The sequence below is a fragment of the Rhizobium sp. AC27/96 genome, assembly GCF_001692325.1.
In the GTDB taxonomy this organism is placed as follows: Bacteria; Pseudomonadota; Alphaproteobacteria; order Rhizobiales; family Rhizobiaceae; genus Rhizobium.
In genome coordinates this window covers 1-2,653 of sequence record NZ_LXKN01000061.1, presented here as the reverse complement: position 1 = coordinate 2,653, position 2,653 = coordinate 1, and the positions used below count along the sequence as shown (strand labels likewise).

Below are 2,653 nucleotides of genomic sequence, written 5' to 3'. Positions count from 1 at the left end.
TTTTTGCGCGGTCAGTCTGCAACGCTGAAACATTCATCACCTTATACGACACGTCGAGACGCTTGGATCCCGTGATCCAATTCAAATAGAGTCTCGTATGAGATTTTCAGATTAAAAAGAAAGGCCGAGTTTAAGCAAGCACCTGAATTCACCAGCACATTATTGATCTCGCAGACGGACCGCTTCGCGGTGGACAACATAGCGAGTTACAAGCTGCGAAAACTGAGCAAGGAAAGCAATCTCGTCCAATACCGACAACCGATCGAACCCCTGGATCAATGTGGTCCTGGCAATACTGCCGGTCGCTGCAGCACTACTGCTCGGCCAATGGGCAACCTTCCCCAATCTGGCCAACTGGTAGGCGAACCTCGCCAAAGCCAATTTCAATCCTTCGAATTGGATTTTTGAGCCAATGTGGACGTTGCTCTACGCGCTGATGGCCTATTCTAGTTGGCGAATATGGAACCTGCCCGCCAACCTGGCGCGCCGATCGACAGCACTTGTCTTGTTCTCCGCGCAGCTTGTGCTCAAGACGCTTTGGTCATGGATGTTTTTCGGCATCAACAGGAATTGGAACGCAACCTGATGCGGGATTAGTTAACACGATGCTGGACGCCGCTATCGAGACAGTTACCGATGCCGAAGGCGGGACAATCGTCCATTCGGACCGTGGAGCGCATTATCGGTGGCTCGGCTGGCTCACGCGGATCAGCGATGCGGCAAGCAAAGTCGGACGGCAGACTACCTCACACGTCTCGACTTCATCATCCTTGATGAACTCGGTTAGGGTCACCACCGAATCTGAAGGCGTTAGGCCAAGAAATTCACTTCAAAGAATCCCACATTAAGTGCCAAAGCTCGCCGAAACGGCCGTATTCTTACAATCAAGCGACAAACGACACCGTGCGCTGCGCTCGGAACGAGACCTTAAGATCATCCGACGCGCAGAAGGAAGGCGGACGCGAAGATGAAGTCCTGACTTCCACCGCAGATCGTAAACTATTGGGCCAATGGCGGAAGCGCCGACCCTTCGCGTGCTGCCCTCATCGATTTGGCAACGCCGAGGGCTTAAATGTGAGGCGCCCGCATTATCGTTGAAAGGAGGGCCGCGGGCTCGCCAGGCATCTCGAAGGCCGCTGCGATCTCCTCGCTGCAGAATTCGACGAGTTAGCCCAGCGGTTTGCGCTGCGGGGAACTATTCAAAGCTGCGCCCGTTAAAGCTGCGCGAGTCATTGATCTCTCCCGGTCTGCTCGCTCCCACAACTTTGGCCCGGCATCAGACCGGGCCATTTTTTTAGGAAGAACTTCGTTCGGTCCGTCCCGCTTACCCATGGCGGTGGCGACCATCGCCCGATAGTCGCGCGCCTTCTGTTCCGTGCCCGTAGGAAATGAGCATGCGGGAAGACCGGCATTGGTAATCGGCTCGACGATATTGGCGCCGTACTCGGGCCATTGCACCACGAGGTCAGGATTGGTGGCAGCCAGTTTCTCGACATTCGGAATGAAGTTCGGTGCGGGGATGCCGGAGGGGATATCCACGGCCTCCGTCTTGAAGGCCGATTTGCGAATGAATGTGAACCATGAGCCGAGGCGAGCTGTTAAGTTTCATGAGATTATGCATTGATTACAATCTCACGAGCACCTCAGAGATGAGGTGTTCTCGAAGGGATCAGAGCAAATCATCTGCTACTAGGAATTCCCGCTGTAAAGAATTCGATGGGCAAACCGAAAGCTGGACCGGCTGGCACGATTGGTTCGGGGCCGTAGCGATGGATGACCGATCTGGCCTTAATCAGCCTGCGAGATTGTCTACATCTCAATCTTGGCGTTGGCGCCCATGTCCGGGCGCGAGTGGCTGACAGCCGCCGCGGCCATTTTTATATAGCTGATCACTGTGCCAGGACTATCCCAGTATTCGGCGAAGGAAGGGGTCACTCTGAGCACTCGGATGGACGGGTCGTCGGCATTGTTCCACCACGCTTTGGCAGGTGTGGCCCATAGTTCCTTAACCCTCTCCCGATCGTTCAAGACTTCAGCGGCACCAGAAATCGAGACGTATTTTTGACCCTTCGAATCGGCAAAGGCAAGGCAGACGCTCGGAGCGCGAGCTATCTCGTCGTCTTTATGACTGGCGGCATCTGTCAGGAAGTATATTGCGTTCTCAATACGCTCTGCGTACGCCGCCATCGGCCGCGCCCGCAGATCGCCGTTAGCCTTCGTCGTAAGCATGCAAAATCCGATCTTGTCGACCAGATCCCATACTCTGCCAGTATCGTAGCTTTTGTCTGCCATCATCATCTCCATCGTTGAGCGAGCGAAACCGGTCGGCAGCGACAATGTTCCAATCAAAAGACGGTCGTGGCTCAGCCGGCGATCCCACATCAGCGATTTCAAAGGCGGAGGTAGGACGGGCTCGACGCGTCCGCCGACGGCCAGTCGGCGGCACAAGTGTTACCGCGGTGGCGGCGTGGCCGAAACAGCGGCTTCCGACGCGATCGATCAGTCGGTCACGCGTAGACATAACTATCATGTCTTCCACTATTCAGGGGCATGCAGTCGTGTTCTCACTGAACTACCTCGACGATTGTCCGTGTGTGCGGATCAACGAGAACGATGTGGTTGTTCAGAACGGTATAACGATATTTCGTCACCC

General features: G+C 55.0%; 4 protein-coding genes. 1 reads left to right on the top strand and 3 read right to left on the bottom strand.

Going from position 1 to position 2,653, the window contains the following annotated elements; all coding sequences use genetic code 11:
* Positions 1-412: 412 nt before the first annotated feature.
* A complete protein-coding gene (locus tag A6U86_RS36205) occupies positions 413-586 on the top strand; it encodes a tryptophan-rich sensory protein (RefSeq protein WP_083197019.1) in 174 nt (57 codons plus the stop codon).
* A 581-nt stretch (positions 587-1,167) separates the two neighbouring features.
* Here the strand turns inward: A6U86_RS36205 and A6U86_RS29285 are convergent.
* The 3 genes from A6U86_RS29285 to A6U86_RS36200 all read right to left on the bottom strand — a co-directional run bounded on the left by A6U86_RS29285 (position 1,168) and on the right by A6U86_RS36200 (position 2,651).
* On the bottom strand, positions 1,168-1,539 hold the full coding sequence (locus tag A6U86_RS29285; RefSeq protein ID WP_068398998.1) for an ABC transporter substrate-binding protein: 372 nt from the start codon (positions 1,537-1,539) through the stop codon (positions 1,168-1,170).
* Positions 1,540-1,809: 270 nt separating this feature from the next.
* Positions 1,810-2,292: a pyridoxamine 5'-phosphate oxidase family protein gene (locus A6U86_RS29280; protein WP_068399002.1), complete on the bottom strand. Its 483-nt coding sequence runs from the start codon at positions 2,290-2,292 to the stop codon at positions 1,810-1,812.
* A 272-nt stretch (positions 2,293-2,564) separates the two neighbouring features.
* Positions 2,565-2,651, bottom strand: a complete 87-nt coding sequence (locus tag A6U86_RS36200) for a DUF1236 domain-containing protein (protein ID WP_083197007.1) — start codon at positions 2,649-2,651, stop codon at positions 2,565-2,567.
* Between the last annotated feature and the right edge of the window lie 2 nt (positions 2,652-2,653).